The sequence below is a fragment of the Paracoccus alcaliphilus genome (assembly GCF_028553725.1).
In the GTDB taxonomy this organism is placed as follows: Bacteria; Pseudomonadota; Alphaproteobacteria; order Rhodobacterales; family Rhodobacteraceae; genus Paracoccus; species Paracoccus alcaliphilus.
The window spans coordinates 2901970-2918336 of the sequence record NZ_CP067124.1 but is presented as its reverse complement, the minus strand read 5'-3'; the positions used below and the strand labels follow the sequence as shown (position 1 = coordinate 2918336).

The 16367-nt window shown below is 65.3% G+C and carries 18 protein-coding genes; 13 read left to right on the top strand and 5 right to left on the bottom strand.

Going from position 1 to position 16367, the window contains the following annotated elements:
- The first annotated feature begins 48 nt into the window (after positions 1-48).
- From pyk to JHW40_RS15145, 12 genes are all read left to right on the top strand, one after another.
- Positions 49-1494: a pyruvate kinase gene (pyk, locus tag JHW40_RS15200; protein WP_090614422.1), complete on the top strand. Its 1446-nt coding sequence runs from the start codon at positions 49-51 to the stop codon at positions 1492-1494.
- Between the two features lie 44 nt (positions 1495-1538).
- Positions 1539-1820 carry a hypothetical protein gene (locus JHW40_RS15195; protein WP_090614419.1) on the top strand — a complete coding sequence of 94 codons (282 nt, stop codon included), beginning with the start codon at positions 1539-1541 and terminating at the stop codon, positions 1818-1820.
- 95 nt (positions 1821-1915) lie between these two features.
- The gene (rpmI, locus tag JHW40_RS15190; protein ID WP_090614416.1) at positions 1916-2116 is read left to right on the top strand and encodes a 50S ribosomal protein L35; all 201 of its coding nucleotides are present in this window, start codon (positions 1916-1918) and stop codon (positions 2114-2116) included.
- A gap of 15 nt (positions 2117-2131) precedes the next feature.
- Positions 2132-2491 (top strand): 50S ribosomal protein L20, encoded by a 360-nt coding sequence (gene rplT / locus JHW40_RS15185; RefSeq protein WP_090614414.1) that lies wholly within the window; start codon positions 2132-2134, stop codon positions 2489-2491.
- Positions 2492-2597: 106 nt separating this feature from the next.
- Complete coding sequence (locus JHW40_RS15180; RefSeq protein ID WP_090614412.1) at positions 2598-3959, top strand: cytochrome P450; 1362 nt, start codon at positions 2598-2600, stop codon at positions 3957-3959.
- 72 nt (positions 3960-4031) lie between these two features.
- Positions 4032-5111: a phenylalanine--tRNA ligase subunit alpha gene (gene pheS / locus JHW40_RS15175; protein ID WP_090614410.1), complete on the top strand. Its 1080-nt coding sequence runs from the start codon at positions 4032-4034 to the stop codon at positions 5109-5111.
- A gap of 61 nt (positions 5112-5172) precedes the next feature.
- Complete coding sequence (gene alr, locus JHW40_RS15170) at positions 5173-6189, top strand: alanine racemase (protein ID WP_090614408.1); 1017 nt, start codon at positions 5173-5175, stop codon at positions 6187-6189.
- The gene (locus JHW40_RS15165; RefSeq protein ID WP_170851878.1) at positions 6180-6950 is read left to right on the top strand and encodes an MlaE family ABC transporter permease; all 771 of its coding nucleotides are present in this window, start codon (positions 6180-6182) and stop codon (positions 6948-6950) included. Before alr ends, JHW40_RS15165 begins: the two co-directional genes overlap by 10 nt.
- On the top strand, positions 6947-7666 hold the full coding sequence (locus JHW40_RS15160; protein ID WP_090614402.1) for an ABC transporter ATP-binding protein: 720 nt from the start codon (positions 6947-6949) through the stop codon (positions 7664-7666). Before JHW40_RS15165 ends, JHW40_RS15160 begins: the two co-directional genes overlap by 4 nt.
- A gap of 127 nt (positions 7667-7793) precedes the next feature.
- Positions 7794-8870 (top strand): PhoH family protein, encoded by a 1077-nt coding sequence (locus JHW40_RS15155; protein ID WP_090614400.1) that lies wholly within the window; start codon positions 7794-7796, stop codon positions 8868-8870.
- Positions 8863-9363, top strand: a complete 501-nt coding sequence (ybeY, locus tag JHW40_RS15150) for an rRNA maturation RNase YbeY (protein WP_090614479.1) — start codon at positions 8863-8865, stop codon at positions 9361-9363. The genes JHW40_RS15155 and ybeY overlap by 8 nt, the downstream gene beginning before the upstream one ends.
- Entirely contained in the window at positions 9360-10295 is a 936-nt protein-coding gene (locus JHW40_RS15145; RefSeq protein ID WP_090614397.1) for a hemolysin family protein, read from the top strand. Before ybeY ends, JHW40_RS15145 begins: the two co-directional genes overlap by 4 nt.
- A gap of 75 nt (positions 10296-10370) precedes the next feature.
- On the opposite strand, the gene JHW40_RS15140 is transcribed toward JHW40_RS15145, so the two are convergent.
- Together JHW40_RS15140 and JHW40_RS15135 are read right to left on the bottom strand one after the other, a co-directional pair.
- Positions 10371-11429: a quinone-dependent dihydroorotate dehydrogenase gene (locus JHW40_RS15140; protein ID WP_090614394.1), complete on the bottom strand. Its 1059-nt coding sequence runs from the start codon at positions 11427-11429 to the stop codon at positions 10371-10373.
- The gene (locus JHW40_RS15135) at positions 11426-11761 is read right to left on the bottom strand and encodes a DUF952 domain-containing protein (RefSeq protein WP_090614391.1); all 336 of its coding nucleotides are present in this window, start codon (positions 11759-11761) and stop codon (positions 11426-11428) included. The genes JHW40_RS15140 and JHW40_RS15135 overlap by 4 nt, the downstream gene beginning before the upstream one ends.
- Positions 11762-11911: 150 nt before the next feature.
- Here JHW40_RS15135 and JHW40_RS15130 point away from each other — a divergent pair, with 150 nt between their 5' ends.
- Positions 11912-13513 carry a bifunctional metallophosphatase/5'-nucleotidase gene (locus JHW40_RS15130; protein ID WP_090614388.1) on the top strand — a complete coding sequence of 534 codons (1602 nt, stop codon included), beginning with the start codon at positions 11912-11914 and terminating at the stop codon, positions 13511-13513.
- Here JHW40_RS15130 and JHW40_RS15125 read toward each other — a convergent pair.
- The 3 genes from JHW40_RS15125 to JHW40_RS15115 all read right to left on the bottom strand — a co-directional run bounded on the left by JHW40_RS15125 (position 13474) and on the right by JHW40_RS15115 (position 16266).
- On the bottom strand, positions 13474-13992 hold the full coding sequence (locus tag JHW40_RS15125) for a GNAT family N-acetyltransferase (RefSeq protein ID WP_090614386.1): 519 nt from the start codon (positions 13990-13992) through the stop codon (positions 13474-13476). The genes JHW40_RS15130 and JHW40_RS15125 overlap by 40 nt on opposite strands.
- Before the next feature lie 57 nt (positions 13993-14049).
- Positions 14050-15144, bottom strand: a complete 1095-nt coding sequence (locus JHW40_RS15120) for a Hint domain-containing protein (protein ID WP_272849000.1) — start codon at positions 15142-15144, stop codon at positions 14050-14052.
- Between the two features lie 144 nt (positions 15145-15288).
- Complete coding sequence (locus JHW40_RS15115; RefSeq protein WP_090614474.1) at positions 15289-16266, bottom strand: GlxA family transcriptional regulator; 978 nt, start codon at positions 16264-16266, stop codon at positions 15289-15291.
- Positions 16267-16367 lie beyond the last annotated feature (101 nt).

Below are 16367 nucleotides of genomic sequence, written 5' to 3'. Positions count from 1 at the left end.
CATCGCGATTTTCTGAATAGATAGCGCTAAACGTTGAAGGGCAGGATCATGAGACGACATCGCAATGTAAAGATCGTGGCAACACTGGGACCGGCTTCCAGCGACAAGGAGATGATCCGCAAGCTGTTCGATGCCGGCGCCGATGTGTTCCGCCTGAACATGAGCCATGGCAGCCAGGACGACCACCGCGCCCGCCATGCCGCCATCCGCGAGATCGAGGCCGAGACCGGGCGCCCCATCGCCATTCTGGCCGACCTGCAGGGGCCGAAGCTGCGGGTGGGACAATTCGCATCGGGCGGGCATGATCTGGCCGAGGGCGATGCCTTCCGTTTCGATCTGTCGCCCGAGCCGGGTGACGCCTCGCGCGTGCAACTGCCCCATCCCGAGATCTTTCAGGCGCTGGTGGCGGGCAGTGAGCTGTTGGTCAATGATGGCAAGATCCGTCTGCGGGTCGAGGATTGCGGCGATGATTTCGCCAATTGCACGGTGACGGTGGGCGGGATGATTTCCGAACGCAAGGGCGTGAACGTGCCCGATGTGGTGCTGCCTCTGGCCGCGTTGTCCGACAAGGACCGCGCCGATCTGGAATTCGCCTGCGAGATGGGCGTGGACTGGCTGGCGCTGTCCTTCGTGCAGCGCCCCGAGGATGTCGAGGAGGCCAAGCGTCTGGCCGGTGGCCGTGCCGCCGTCATGTCCAAGATCGAAAAGCCCGCCGCCGTTCACGCCTTTGACGAGATCCTGCAGGTCTCGGACGGGATCATGGTGGCGCGGGGCGATCTGGGGGTCGAACTGCCGGTCCATTCGGTGCCGCCGATCCAGAAGCGTCTGGTGCGCAGGTGCCGCTCGGCCGCGAAGCCGGTGATCGTCGCCACGCAGATGCTGGAATCGATGGTCGAAAGCCCGATGCCGACCCGTGCCGAGGTCAGCGACGTGGCCAACGCGATCTATGAGGGTGCGGATGCGGTGATGCTGTCTGCCGAAAGCGCCGCCGGTGCCTGGCCGATCGAGGCGGTCACCACCATGGACAGTGTCGCCCGCTCGGTCGAGGCGGATGCGAATTATCGCGCCATCATCGAGGCCTCGCGCAAGGCCGAGCTGCACAGCGTCGCCGATGCCATCGTCACCGCCGCGCGCGAGATTGCCGAGACGACCGACATCGCCGCCATCTGCGCCTTTACCCAATCGGGCAAGACCGTCAGTCTGGTGGCGCGCGAACGGCCCCGGGTGCCGATCATCGCGCTGAGCTCGATCGACCAGGTGCTGCGCCGGTTGTGCCTGACCTGGGGGACGCATTGCGTCAGCACGCCGCAGCTCAGCCGCTTCAAGGAGGCGGTGGTCAACGCCACCCGCGCCGCCCGCAGCTTCGGTTTCGCCGATGAGACGCGGCAGGTCGTGGTCATGGCCGGGGTGCCCTTCAACGTGCCGGGCACGACCAATATCCTGCGGATCGCGCCCTGCGACGAACGCTTGATCTTCGCATCCGATCCGGAATAAGCCCTTGGCAACGGTATTGACGCGATAAGCGAAAGGGCGATCTCATGTCCGATCTTCTGTTGCTTGGCGGGGTCGCCCTTGGCGTGCTGTCGGTAATTGTGGCGGTCATCCAGCTGTTGCAGATGCGCCCGCCCCGGGCGGGGGCGATTCTGCTGGTGCTGGCCATCGTGGCGCTGCTGTCGGGGGCGTGGCTGGCGCCACAGCCGTTCCGGCTGGCGCATATCTGCGATGCCTGGACGCGGTTGACGGGGGGCGAGGTTGCCCCCGCGACCGATATGGCGCCCGATACGGATGCCGCCGGGGCTGAACTGCCCTTGTCAAACTGATCCGATGCGCTTATAGGGCGCGCTTCCACTACCCGTGCGGCCGGCCGGAATGGCATTGCCGAGTCGCGCGTTCACTCTGACGCAAGGAGACGAAAATGCCGAAGATGAAGACCAAAGCGGCCGCCAAGAAGCGGTTCTCGTTCACGGCCACGGGCAAGGTGAAATCCGCCCAGGCCGGCAAGCGCCACGGCATGATCAAGCGCACCACGAAATTCATTCGTGACGCGCGCGGGACGACGGTTCTCAGCGAAGCTGATGCCAAAATCGTCAAGAAATACATGCCCTATAACCGCTGATCGAGGAACTGAAACATGGCACGAGTTAAATCCGGCAAGGTCACCCACGCCCGCCACAAGAAGGTTCTTGAGCAGGCGAAAGGCTATTACGGCGCCCGTTCGCGCAACTTCCGCACCGCCACGCAGGCTGTGGACAAGGCGAACCAGTACGCCACCCGCGACCGCAAGACCCGCAAGCGCAATTTCCGCGCCCTGTGGATCCAGCGCATCAACGCCGCCGTGCGTCTGGTCGATGCCGACTTGACCTATTCGCGCTTCATCAACCTGCTGGCGAAAGCCGGGATCGAGGTTGACCGCAAGGTTCTGGCCGATCTGGCCGTGAATGAGCCCGAAGCGTTCGGCGCCATCGTCGAAAAGGCGAAGGCCGCCGCGTAAGACGCGCTGCATTCGATTTCCGAAAGGCCCGTCCCCGCCCGGACGGGCCTTTTTCGTTGGCCATGTGGCGCGTTGCCAAGGCGCGCGCGGCGGCTATGCTGGTGCCATGAGTGCCGCAACCGCCACGACAGATGCGCTGCCGGTCAGGGTCGCGCTGGCCGACCGCCCGCTGGGGCTGCTGGCCACCGCCATGACCGCCCGGCGCAATCTGCTGGAGTTGATCCCGGAACTGGCCCTGCACCAGCCCATCGTCTCGGGGCGGCTGGGGATTCGCTGGCATATGGTGGTGGACCCCGAATCGCTGCGCCATATCCTGAAGGACCGGGTCGAGGATTATCCCAAGTCCGTCACCACCAAGCTGCTGCTGAAACCGGCCATCGGTGACAGCCTGTTCGTGGCCGAGGGCGCGCATTGGCGCTGGCAGCGCCGCGCCATGGCCCCGACCTTTGCTCCGCGCAATGTCGAGGCGCTGGGGCCGGTGATGTCTGCCGCCGCCGATGCCTCTTGCCGCAGGCTGGGTGCGGAGGGCGGGCCGGTCGATATCTTTGCCGAAACCGTCGCCGCCACCTTCGAGGTGATCTCGGACGTGACCTTTTCGGGGCAGGGCGGGTTCGACCGCGACGGCGTGCATGCGGCGGTCGAAGGCTATATCGCGCAGGCCGCCAAGGTTTCGCTGTTCGACATTCTGGGCCTGCCCGCATGGGTGCCGCGTCCGGGGCGGCTGATGACCGGGGGCGGGCTGAAGCGGATGAAGGCGATTGCTGACCGCGCCATTCAGGCCCGGTCCGAGGCCGCCCGCAGCGATGGCCCGCCCGATCTGCTGGACCTGCTGCTGGAGGCGCAGGACCCCGAGACCCGCCGCGCCATGACCCGCGACGAATTGCGCGACAACCTGCTGACCTTCATCGTCGCCGGGCACGAGACGACGGCGCTGACGCTGGCATGGGCGCTGTATCTGTGTGCCTTCGACCCGGCCGTGCAGGAACGCGCCGCAGCCGAGGCCCGTGACGCGCTGCAAGGCCGCACCGCCAGCGCCACCGATCTGGGTGCCTTGCCCCTGATCCACCGCATCGTGAACGAGGCGCTGCGGCTTTATCCCCCCGCCGCCTTTCTGTCGCGCACGGCGCAGGTGCAGGACCGGCTGTGCGGACGAGAGGTGCGTCCCGGCGATACGGTGATGCTGCCGATCTATGCGCTGCACCGCCATCATCTGCTGTGGGACCGCCCCGATGCCTTCGATCCCGACCGTTTCCTGACCACGCCCGACCGCTTTGCCTTTCTGCCCTTCGGGGCCGGGCCGCGCATCTGCATCGGCGCCGGTTTCGCCGTGCAAGAGGCGGTCATCATCCTTGCCACGTTGCTGTCGCGGTTCCGTTTCACCGCGATCCCCGGACGGCAGCCGCATCCGCAGATGATCCTGACCCTGCGCCCCGGTGGCGGGGTCTGGCTGAACGTCACCCCGCGCTGATCGCGCCCAAGGCTTTCCCATTGCGCCGACAAGTGCTAACGCAGGCGCCGACAAGGACGCCGAGGCAAGACGATGGATGATCTGAACCCCCTCCGCCAGCAATGGCTGGACCGCATCAAATCCGCAGGCGATTCCGCCTCGATCGAGGAGGTGCGCCTTGCCGCACTGGGCAAGAAGGGCGAGATCAGCCTGAAGATGCGCGAACTGGGCCGGATGAGCCCTGAGGAACGCCAGACCACCGGCCGCGCCCTGAACGAATTGCGCGACGAGATCGACGCGGCCCTGCGCGCGCGCCGTGCCTCGCTGGACGACGCGGCGCTTGAGGCGCGTCTGGCCGGCGAATGGCTGGACGTGACGCTGCCGGGCCGGACCCGTCCAGCAGGCACGATCCATCCGGTCAGCCAGGTGACTGAGGAAGTCACCGCCATCTTTGCCGATATGGGATTCGCCGTGGCCGAGGGGCCGCAGGTCGAAACCGACTGGTATAATTTTGACGCGCTGAACATCGCCCCCGAACATCCCGCGCGGCAGGAACATGACACCTTCTTCATGCACCGCGCGCCTGACGATGACCGCCCGCCGCATGTGCTGCGCACCCATACCTCTCCTGTGCAGATCCGGGCGATGCAGGAACAGGGCGCGCCGATCCGGGTGATCTGTCCGGGCCGCGTCTATCGCATGGATATGGACCAGACCCATACGCCGATGTTCCATCAGATCGAGGGGCTGGCCATCGGTCGCGACATCTCCATGGCACAGCTGAAATGGGTGCTGGAGGAGTTTTTCTCGGCCTATTTCGGCACACGGGTCAAGACCCGCTTCCGCGCGTCGCATTTCCCCTTCACCGAACCCTCGGCCGAGGTCGATATCCAGTGCTCATGGAACGGCGGCGCGCTGAAGGTGGGCGAGGGCGATGACTGGCTGGAGGTCCTGGGTTCCGGCATGGTTCATCCCAATGTGCTGCGTGCGGGCGGGATCGACCCAAACGAGTGGCAGGGCTTTGCCTTCGGGATGGGGATCGACCGGATCGCGATGCTGAAATACGGCATCCCCGACCTGCGCGCCTTCTTTGAATCCGATCTGCGCTGGCTGAAGCATTACGGTTTTGTCCCCGGCGATGTGCCAAGCGTGGCGGGCGGATTTAACCGATAGATATCAATTGATTGTGGCGTGATTATCGACATTTTCTAGGATCCGGCAGCAAGGGATGCGCATGGGTTTGCAGATCGATATCGGGGCCATCGTGGCCAACTGGAAGGCGCTGGCGGCCAAAGCCCCCGGCGCGCGCGCCGCTGCGGTCGTCAAGGCCGATGGTTACGGGCTGGGGGCCGCACATGTGGCGCCTGCGCTCTATGAAGCCGGGGCGCGGGATTTCTTCGTGGCGCTGGCGCAAGAGGGCCGGGCGATCCGTCCCCTGCTGCCTGATGACGCGCGGATCAACGTGCTGTCGGGACATATGGCGGGCGAGGATCTGACCGGGCTGGTGCCGGTGCTGAACAGTCCCGAGCAGTTCTTCCGCGACCGCACCACGCGGCCCGGCCAGCCCTTCGCGATCCAGCTTGATTCCGGCATGAACCGTCTGGGGATGGAACCCGCCGAATGGGCCGGTCTGCGCGACGAGGCCATCGCCGCGCGCCCCGATTTCATCATGTCGCATCTGGCCTGCGCCGATGAGCCCGACCACCCTGCCAATGCCGCCCAGCTGACCGCCTTTCGACAGATGACCGAGGGCTGCGACGTACCGCTGTCGCTGGCGGCGACCGGGGGAATCCTGCTGGGGCCGGATTACCATTTCGATCTGGTGCGGCCCGGTGTCGGTCTTTATGGCGGGATGCCCTTCGCGGATGCGCGGCAGGTGGTGCGCCTGTCGCTGCCGGTGATCCAGACCCGCTCCGTTCAGCCGGGCGAATTGGTGGGCTATGGCGCGACATGGTATGCGGGCGCGGCGACCCGCGTCGCGACGGTTGCGGCGGGCTATGCCGATGGGGTGCTGCGCGCGCTGTCTTCCAGCGGGGCCAGCCTCTATGCCGGGGGCGTGGCCTGTCCGATCGTCGGGCGCGTGTCGATGGACCTGATTACCGCCGATGTCAGCGCCCTGTCGCAGGTGCCGGAGGCGCTGGACCTGATATGTGACGAACAACCCATTGACGCAGTTGCTTATTTCGCCGGCACCATCGGGTACGAGATATTGACCTCGCTGGGGAACCGCTATCCCCGGACATGGCTGTGAACCCGGTCCGGCTGACCGGACGGGCCAGTCTTCGCCTGCTGCGATCCATCGGCGCGGTGACGCTGTTCGCCCTGCGCGGGCTGTTCGCGTGGCGGCCCTTTCACGCCCGCGCCTTTGCCGCGCAACTGGTGCAGGTCGGCTGGCTGTCGCTGCCGGTGGTCGGGCTGACGGCGCTGTTCACCGGCGCGGCGCTGGCCTTGCAGATCCACTCTGGCGGCGCGCGCTTTCAGGCCAGCGACGTGGTGCCCGCCATCGTCGCCATCGGCATGGTGCGCGAGCTTGGCCCGGTGCTGGGCGGGCTGATGGTCGCCGCCCGCGTCGCCAGCAGCTTCGCCGCCGAGATCGGCACGATGAAGGTGACCGAACAGATCGACGCGCTGGTTACGCTCTCCACCGATCCGATGGGCTGGCTGGTCACGCCGCGGCTGTGGGCGGCGATCCTGACCGTGCCGCTGCTGGTCGCGGTCGGCGATATCATCGGCATCATGGGCGGCTGGCTGGTCGGCACGCAATCGCTCGGCTTCGTCTCGGCCAGCTATATCGCCAACAGCTGGGCCTATCTGGAGGTCTGGGACGTGCTGTCGGGCCTGCTGAAAGGCGCGGTTTTCGGCTTTGTCGTCGCGCTCAGCGGCTGCTGGTTCGGGCTGCATGCGGGACGCGGCGCGGCGGGGGTCGGGCGGGCCACGAAATCCGCCGTGGTGGTCGCCGCCGTCGGCATATTGGCTGCGAATTTCATCCTGACCGGGCTGTTCTTCCGATGATCGGCGTTCGCGGGCTGCACAAGCGTTTCGGTGGCAGGGCGGTGCTGGATGGCATCGACCTTGACGTCGCGCAGGGCGAGAGCCTGTGCGTGATCGGCCAGTCCGGCATGGGCAAATCGGTGCTGCTGAAATGCATCCTCGGGCTGGAGGCGCCGGATGCGGGGCAGGTGCTGTGGCAGGGTCGGCCGCTGGACCGCTCGACCCGTCCGGCCTTCATGGCGCAGTTCGGGATGCTGTTTCAGGGCGCGGCGCTGTTCGACAGCCTGACCGTCTGGCAGAACGTCGCCTTTCGCCTGCGTCAGCGCATGCCGGACAGGCAGGCGCGGCCCATCGCGCTGGACAAGATGGCGCGGGTCGGGCTGGGGCCGGAAACCGCCGATCTGATGCCTGCCGAGCTGTCGGGCGGCATGGCGAAACGGGCCGGGCTGGCGCGCGCCATTGCCGACGATCCGCAGGTGATCTTCTTTGACGAGCCCACGACCGGGCTGGACCCGATCCGGGCGGCGCGGATCAATGCGCTGATCCGGGGCATCGTGACCGAGACCGGGGCGACCGCCATCACCATCACCCATGACATGGAATCGGTGCGGGTGATCGGTGACCGGGTGGCGCTGTTGCAGGACGGCCACATTGCCTGGGATGGTCCGGTTTCGGCGATGCGGGACGCGGCACCGCTGGCCGGATTTCTGGGCCCGCTGGCTGTGACGCCGCCATGAGGGCGCGGATTTCAGCCGGATTTACAGGGCCTGCGTCACCGAAGCTTCACAATCCGATAACTGCATCTTGTGCGAATCCTTTGCGATTGCCACCATACATGACAGACGACTCTAGCCGGAGATTATTTTGGGCCTGACGCCTACGCCACCCGTCGCAAGCCATCCAGCCGAAACCCTGCTGGAATTCCCCGACAATCGACTGCTGATCGATCTTTGCGGTGCCAATGACCGGCATCTGGCGCGGATCGAAGAGGCCCTTGGGATTCACATCCTGCGACGCGGCAACCAGCTTGCCATCGTCGGCGGTCCCGAGGCGCAGGCCGAGGCGGCGCAATTGCTGCGCGGTCTCTATGCCCGGCTGGAGCAGGGCCGCACCGTCGCCCTGCCCGAGATCGAAGCCGCGCTGCGCATGGGCATCGAAGAGGGCGGCGATGCCTCGCCCACGGCCCAGCTGGAGATGTTCGCATCCGGCAATTACGAATTGCGTACCCGCAAGAAATCGGTCGAGCCGCGCACCGAGGCGCAGAAGGCCTATGTCCGGGCGCTGTTCGAGAACGAACTGGCCTTCGGCATCGGACCTGCGGGCACTGGCAAGACCTATCTGGCCGTGGCGGTCGGCGTCACCATGCTGATCGGCGGCCATGTGGACCGGATCGTCCTGTCGCGCCCCGCCGTCGAGGCGGGAGAGCGTCTGGGCTTTCTGCCCGGCGACATGAAGGACAAGGTCGATCCCTATATGCAGCCGCTTTACGATGCGCTGAACGATTTCCTGCCCGGCAAGCAGATGCAGAAGCTGATCGAGGAAAAGCGCATCGAGATCGCGCCGCTGGCCTTCATGCGCGGGCGGACGCTGGCCAACAGCTTTGTGGTGCTGGACGAGGCGCAGAACGCCACCACCATGCAGATGAAGATGTTCCTGACCCGTCTGGGCGAGGGATCGCGCATGGTCATCACCGGTGACCGCACCCAGATCGACCTGCCGCGCGGCATGGGATCGGGGCTGGTCGAGGCTGAAAAGATCCTTGACGGGGTGAAGGGAATCAGTTTCAGCTATTTCACCGCGCGCGATGTCGTGCGCCACCCGCTTGTCGCCCGGATCATCGAGGCCTATGACGCCGAGACCGAGGCCGCGCTGGCAAGGGGGGAAACCGAGGAGTCGCGTGGCACCTATGTGCCCCGTCGGCCAAAGCGAGACGATGCCTGACGATATATGCGTCGATACCGTCATCGAGGATGAGCGATGGGGGAAAGCGGGCCTTGAGGCCCTTGCCGGCAGCGCGGTGAATGCCGCGCTGGTCTGGCATTGCTTGCGTGAGGCCGAGGTCGTGGTGATGGGCTGCGACGATGCCCGCATCGCCGCGCTGAATGCCGATTTCCGTGGCAAGGCGCGGGCGACGAATGTGCTGTCCTGGCCCTCGGTCGATCATCCCGCGCATGAACCCGGCGCGCGTCCCAATCTGCCCGATCAGGCGGAACTGGGCGATATCGCCATCGCCTGGGAGACCTGCCGGGCCGAGGCCGAGGCGCAGGGCAAACCCTTCGATCACCATGTCAGCCATCTTCTGGTCCATGCGGTGCTGCACCTGCTGGGCTATGACCACGAAAACGATCCGGATGCCGAAACGATGGAGGCGGCGGAGCGTTCTATCCTTCAGACCCTGAAGATTCCCGATCCCTATCAAGAGGAAATGCGATGAATTCCGAGCCGCGATTACCTGACCACCCCTTGGGCGATTCGCCTGCGGGGGCGGCAGATGGTGTTGGTGGCGATGGCCGCGATCTTCCCAGTCCAAAAGGCTTTTTCGGCCGCTTTTTCGGCGCCTTGACCGGAAATGACGATGGCGGGGAAGAGCAGGCCGCCCGGAACGGCAATCAATCCGACGCGCCAAGCATCCTGAATCTGCGACGGATGCGGGTCGATGATGTCGCGGTGCCCAAGGCCGAACTGGTCGCCGCGCCCGACACGGTATCGCTGGAGGAACTGGTCGGCATGTTCCGCGAGCACGGCTTTTCCCGTGTGCCGGTCTATGAAGGCTCTCTGGACAGTCCGCTGGGGATGATCCACCTGAAGGATCTGGCGCTGAAGCACGGCTTTGGCCACGAAAGCGATTTCGATCTGCGGCCGATGCTGCGCCCCTTGCTTTATGTGCCGCCCTCGATGTCGATTGGCGTGCTGTTGCAGCAGATGCAGCAGAAACGCATCCATATGGCGCTGGTGATCGACGAATATGGCGGCGTGGACGGGTTGGTCACCATCGAAGATCTGATCGAGCAGGTCATCGGCGAGATCGAGGACGAGCATGACGAAGGCCATGATGTGCTGTGGGTGCAGGAAAAGCCCGGCCAGTGGCTGATCCGTGCCCGCGCGCCGCTGGACGAGGTCGAATCCGAGACCGGCCTGCGCCTGTTCGACGCGGAAGAGGAAGAGGATATCGACACGATCGGCGGTCTGGTGATCGCGCTGGCCGACCGGGTGCCGGAAGAGGGCGAGGTGATCGTCCATGATTCCGGTGCCGAATTCGAGATCGTCGAGGCCGATCCCCGCCGCATCAAGCGTGTGCGGATGCGCATGCCCGAAGCGCAACAGGCCGCCGAAACCGCCGCCGAAGCAGTGCGGCTGATGCGATAAGCCGGCTGTATGCGGCACCGCCCGGGGGTCCCCCCCCGGACCCCCGGGATATTTATGCACCAAAGATGGGGGCGGTCAGAACCAGTCTGTGGTGCCGCTGCCGGTCAGTTCGTTGAGGGACAGCCTGTCGCGTTGAAGCCGGGCGTCCAGTTCCTGAGCAATCTTTGCCGCCAGCGAAAAGCCTTGATAGATCAATGCGGAATAGATCTGCACCGCGCTGGCCCCGGCGCGCAGTTTTTGCCACGCCTGTTCCGTCGATCCGATTCCGCCGACGCCGATCAGCGGGATCGTGCCGCCGGTTTCGCGGTAGAGCCGCGCCAGAACCTGTGTCGAGCGGGTAAAGAGCGGTGCACCCGACAGCCCGCCCGTCTGATCGCGTTGCGCGTCGCTGAGACCTTCACGCGAGAGGGTTGTGTTGGTGGCGATGATGGCTTGTACGCCGGTTTCCCTTGCGACGGCGGCGATATCGGCAAGGCCGGCGTCATCCAGATCGGGCGCGATCTTGACGAAGACCGGGGGGCGGGACTGCAACTGGTCGCGGGCCTCGATCACGCCGGTCAGAAGGGCGGCCAGCGCCTGCGCGCCCTGCAGATCGCGCAGTTTTTCGGTATTGGGCGAGGAGACATTGACCGTCAGGAAATCGGCGGCGTTTCCGGCGATGCGCACGACCTCGGCGAAATCGGCGGCGCGGTCGGCGCTGTCCTTGTTCGCGCCGATATTCAGCCCGACCGGTATGCCCGCAGGCCGTTTGCGCAGCCGTGCGGCAATCGCCTGCGCGCCCTCGTTATTGAAGCCGAAACGGTTGATGATCGCGGCGTCCTGGCGAAGCCGGAACAGGCGGGGGCGGGGATTTCCGGACTGCGGGCGCGGGGTGGCCGCGCCCAGTTCGACAAAGCCGAAGCCCGCAGTCATCAGCGCACGGGTGGCGCGGGCGTTCTTGTCATACCCCGCCGCCAGCCCGACCGGGTTGGGGAGGCTGAGCCCGGCCAGTTCGATACGCAGCCGCTCCGATGTGACCGGCGCGCCGGGCAGGGGCACGAGCCCGGCAGCCAGTGCGCGGATCGACAGGTCATGCGCCCGCTCGGGGTCCAGCCGGTGCAGCGCGGTCAGGCCCAGCCGCTCGATGATGTTCATTCCAGCTCTCCGGTCTGGTGGCCGTCGGGTCCGGGGGAGATCAGCCGCGTCCACAGCACATCCGCCATCCGCAGGGGGCGATAGAGATGCGCGAACAGCGCGCCTCCGCGGGCCGGTTCCCAGCGCAGATCGGCCCCCAGCGTGTCGGCGTTGCAGGCCAGCAGATACAATTCGCCCTCATCCGCGAAATGTCGGGCCAGCGTTCCCGGCACCTGTCCGGCGGTCGAGAAATGCACATAGCCATCGGTGATATCGACCGGGGCGCCAGCGGTTTCACCCTGCGCCTGCATCGTGGCCCATTCCGAGGGGCGGAAAATCTTGTAGATCAACATGCCCGCATTTGCAGCCGCGGGGGGTGGCGGGTCAAGATGCCGGCGGTCATCATCGCGTCATTTCGCGGATGTCATCTGGATGTTTGACCGACGCTGCCGCTTGGGCCAAGCTGGCAGCATCCGTCCAACAGGGTGAAAGGGGAATCAGCCATGAAGCGTCGCCTTCTGACTGCGGTTTGTGCTGCCGCGCTGTATGCCGGGGCCGCGCAGGCCGAGATGGTCCTGCATATCCTGCATACGAATGACGTTCACAGCCGCATCGAAGAGATCAACGCCTTCGACAGCACCTGCGACGCGGAAACCTCGGCCGCGGGGGAATGTTTCGGGGGCGTGGCGCGGATTGCCACCAAGATCAACGAATTGCGCGACCAGATCACGGCGGATGGCGGCCATGTCATCGTTCTGGATGCGGGCGATCAGTATCAGGGCAGCCTGTTCTATACGACCTATAAGGGCGAGGAGGTGGTCGAGTTCATGAATGCCATCGGCTATGACGCGATGGCGATCGGCAACCACGAGTTCGACGATGGCAATGAGGGCTTGAATGTTCTGCTGGAAGGCGCTGATTTTCCGGTCATATCCTCGAATCTGGATCTGTCCCAGTCGGATCTGCTGAAGGACAAGGTCGAGCGCGCATTGGTGCTGGATGTGGGCGGCGACCGGGTCGGGATCATCTCGGCGTTGGCGATGGACACGCCTGAAACGGCATCGCCCGGTGACGATGTGATCTTTGTCGATGATATGGAAAGCCTGAAGGCCGGGGTTCAGGCACTGACCGAACAGGGTGTCGACAAGATCATCGCGCTGACCCATGTCGGCTATCTGCGCGATCAGGATTTTGCCGCTGAAGTAGCCGGGCTGGATGCCGTTGTCGGCGGCCATTCGCATACCCTGCTGGGCGATATGGACGGGGCCGAGGGGCCATATCCGACCCTTGTTGCGGGGCCGGACGGTGTCGAGGTTCCGGTGGTAACCGCCTATGCCTATTCGAAATATATCGGGCATCTGACGCTGACCTTCGATGATGCGGGCAATGTGACCGATATTGCGGGTCAGCCGGTGCTGCTGGACGCCTCGGTCGAGCCCGATGCGGGGCTGCTGGCGCGGGTGCAGGAAATGGCCGCGCCCATCGAGGAATTGCGCCAGCAGGTGGTGGCACAGACCGCCGCGCCCATCGATGGCGACCGGGTGAACTGTCGGGCGCGCGAATGCGAGATGGGATCGCTGGTCGCGGATGCGATGCTGGACCGGGTGAGGGATCAGGGGGTCTCGATCGCGATTGCCAATGGCGGCGGGTTGCGGGCCTCGATCGATGCCGGGCCGGTGACAATGGGCGAGGTCTATACGGTGCTGCCGTTCCAGAACACGCTGGCGACCTTTCAGCTGAACGGTGCCGATGTGGTCGAGGCACTGGAAAACGGCGCCAGCCAGTATGAGGAAGGCGCGGGCCGGTTCGCGCAGGTGGCCGGGCTGAAATACACGGTCGATCCGGCGGCCGCGCCGGGCAGCCGGATCAGCGAGGTTCTGGTGCAACAGGGCGAGGAATGGGTGCCGATCCAGCCCGATGAAACCTATGGGGTGGCGTCGAACAACTATATGCGGTCGGGCGGGGACGGTTATCAGGTTTTTGCCACAAAGGCGCAGAATGCCTATGATTTCGGCCCCGATCTGGCCGAGGTTCTGGCCGAATATCTGGCCGCACAGGGGGCGGATTACGCGCCCGTTCTGGATGGGCGCATCACTGTTCGCTGATAGGCGGGCGCCAGATCCAGCGCCATGAAGACCACGCCTTCCAGCGGGTTGTGATAATAGGGCGGGATCGGCTGGAACCCCAGCCCGCGATAGACGGCCAGCGCGCCCTGCATCGTCGCCAGCGTGTCCAGCACCATCCGGCGATAGCCGACATCCCGCGCGCTTTGGATGATGGCCTGCGCCAGCTTGTGGCCAAGGCCCAGCCCGCGCGCTTCGGGGCGCAGGAACAGCCGCTTCATCTCGCAGGTGGGGCCGTCATGCGGGCGCATCGCGACGCAGCCCAGCACCAGCCCGTCGGAACGCTCTGCCAGCAGGGTGGCACCTGCGGGCGGCGCATATTTTCCGGGCAGGGCGGCCAGTTCGGCCTCGAAATCCTGAAAGCCCAGATCCAGCCCCAATCCTTCGGCATAGAGGCGGAACAGGTGGCGGACGCTGTCGGTTTCCGCAGGAAAGCGGGCAGGGCGGATGGTGATGGTCATGGCGCGACTTATGCAAATCGCACTGGGCCGGGCAAGGGCCGGGCCGGGCAAGATGGGTCAGTCCTGCCGTATTAAGGCGCGTCCGGCGTGGCGGGCCAGTTTGCGGCCCTCTCGTCCGGTGGCGAAACGCCTTGCGCCGCGTGGGGTGAAGCCCGGCGCCGCCAGCTCGGGAAACAGTTCAAGGATTTCGCGCCGCGCCGCCGGACTGATGGATTTCAGCGCCTGAGGGCCGGTGAACAGGCTTTCGCTCCATGCGCCGTTGGAATGCACGACCTCGTGCCCGTCGAACAGCATGTGCCAATAACGGATGCCGGTGTCGGGCTGGACAACCTCGATCCCCGGCAGTTCCAGCAGGTGCTTGGCGGCGACCAGCATCTCGACCTCTCCGAACAGGCGGGCGCAGAGGGAGGAGCGGATCAGCATTCGATGCTGCGGCGAGACGGTCAGATCCTGCGCCGGGATGCCGGGGGCCAGCGCCCCCGCGCGGATGCGGATTGGGCGCAGGTTGGGCCGCTGCTGCAACTGGTCGCAGGTCAGTTCGACCGAGCCAATCCAGCACAGCCAGCGCATTCCGTTGTCGCGGGTGCGGATCATGTCGCCGGGTTGCAGCGCCTCGATCCGGCGCGGACCAAGCTGGGTGTCGATCACGGTGCCGCCGGCAAAGCAGGGCACGCCGTAGGGGACCGACATATCGGCGGGCCTGTTCAGTACCCGCACCATCGTGTAGGTTTTTGCCACCGGGTCAAACGGGACCTCGTGGGGTGCCTGCCCGCCATTATAAGGCAGGATCAGCAGTTCGGTCTTGCTGCCCAGTTCGGCCCCGAAGCTGCCCGGTTCCGCCTGCCGCGGGAACATCACGAAATACTGGTTGCCATCCTCATCCGCGATGACCGACGCGAGATAGGTCGAAAGGCGTGTTCCTGCGGGGATGTAAAGGTTCCCGATGGTGACTTCTTCCGCGACGGTCTGCTGGTCGTCGCGTTGGTAAAACTGCGAATCGAAATTCGGATCGTCGTCCTGGATTTCGATCCGGTGCAGCGTCGGGTCGGTGAATTCGATGGTCTGACCGGCCTGGTATCCCCACGGACCAGAGGCACTGCCGCCCGTGGGGATCGGGGCCGATACGGATAACACTGTCACCTCATACGCCATTCCACCGCCTCATGACCGCGCCCGGTTGGCCCGGACCTTGTTCATGGGGCGTTCACCGTCCGGCCCCTCGTTTCGAGGTAAAGCCAAGAGGTTAATGAAGGATTAATACCGGCCGGTTTCGCGAAAATTTTTCGCGTTATGGATTCAGCCGGTGCCGGTGGTGCCAGTGCCGCGCTGGCGATAGGGCGTGCTGCCGTAACGCGCGCGATAGCATTTCGAGAAATGCGAGGGACTGGAAAAGCCCGAGGCCAGCGCCACCTCGATGATCGACATTTCGGTCTGCATCAGCAGGTTGCGCGCCCGCGCCAGCCGGGTTTCCATATAGTACCGCTTGGGGCTGCGGTTCAGATAGCGGCGGAACAACCGCTCCAGCTGCCGGGTGGACATGCCCGCATCTGCGGCCAGTTCGGCGGGGCTGATCGGGTCCTCCAGATTGGCCTCCATCCGTGCGATCACGGCGGCCAGACGCGGATGGCGCACGCCGATCCGGGTCGGGATCGACAGGCGCTGATGGTCCTGATCGCTGCGGATCGCGGTATGCAGCATCTGGTCGGCGATCTCGGAGGCGATCGCCTCGCCCAGGGCCTGAGCGATCAGGTGCAGCATCAGGTCGATCGAAGAGGTGCCGCCCGCCGCCGTCAGCCGGTTGCCGTCATTGACGAAGACCGAGCGGTAAAGGTCCACCTCGGGGAAGGCCTCGGCAAAGCCGTCGTGGTTTTCCCAGTGGATCGTCGCCTTGCGCCCGTCCAGCAGGCCCGCCTCGGCCATGATCCAGGCGCCGGTGCAGACCCCTGCGATGGTCGCCCCGCCGCGCGACTGCCGGCGCAGCCAGTTCAGCACCGGCTTGGTCGCCTGACTGGCGATATTGGTGCCGCCGCAGACGATCACCACATCATCGCGCGAAACCGGCACATCGTCGCTCAGCCCGCCATCCAGCACGATTCGCGTCCCGTTCGAGCAGGTGGCGAAAGCGCCCCACGGCCCGACCAGCCGCCATTCATATTGCAGCGTCTCGCTGGCGCGGTTGGCCAGCCGCAGCGGCTCGATCACGGCGCTGAAGGGCAGCATTGTGAAATGATCCAGCAGCAGAAAGGTAAAGCGTTTTGGTTTGACGGATGGCATCGGGCTGTCTCGCGCGTTCAGGTGCCCGAATATCAGCGCGAAACCCCTTTGCCGCAAGGGGGGGATCTTCGGGGTTTCTTCCCTTTCATCACGCGGCGCTT